Origin of the sequence: Paraburkholderia podalyriae (assembly GCF_014397785.1) — a bacterium.
Classification (GTDB): domain Bacteria; phylum Pseudomonadota; class Gammaproteobacteria; order Burkholderiales; family Burkholderiaceae; genus Paraburkholderia; species Paraburkholderia podalyriae.
The window spans coordinates 1-431 of sequence record NZ_VZQQ01000298.1 but is presented as its reverse complement, the minus strand read 5'-3'; the positions used below and the strand labels follow the sequence as shown (position 1 = coordinate 431).

General features: G+C 58.7%; 1 pseudogene. It reads left to right on the top strand.

Going from position 1 to position 431, the window contains the following annotated elements:
- Nucleotides 1-89: 89 nt before the first annotated feature.
- Nucleotides 90-431 (top strand): annotated as a pseudogene (locus F6X42_RS43125) (transposase); the annotation flags it as partial.

Below are 431 nucleotides of genomic sequence, written 5' to 3'. Positions count from 1 at the left end.
AGAGGTGGCGCCGAGAATCCGGACAGGTCGGTAAGTGGAAAAGCTGGGGCGTGAGTCGGTCATAATGGCCGGCAACAAGGAACCAGAAGATGACGAAACGCAACCGACGGACACACTCACCGGCGTTTAAGGCAAAGGTGGCACTCGCGGCGCTCAAGGGCGACAAGACGCTGGCCGAGCTAGCCCAGCAGTTTGATGTGCATCCGAACCAGATCACGGACTGGAAGAAGCAACTGCAAGAGCGTGTTGCCGAAGTGTTCGAGACGGGCCAAACATCGGCCGAGCCCCCGGTCGATGTGAAGGTGTTGCACGCGAAGATCGGGCAATTGACTCTGGAGAACGATTTTTTGGAAAGCGCGCTCGGCAAGGCGGGATTGCTGAGCGTAAAGCGATGATTGATCGCGAGCACGCATTGCCGGTGAGCCGGCAGG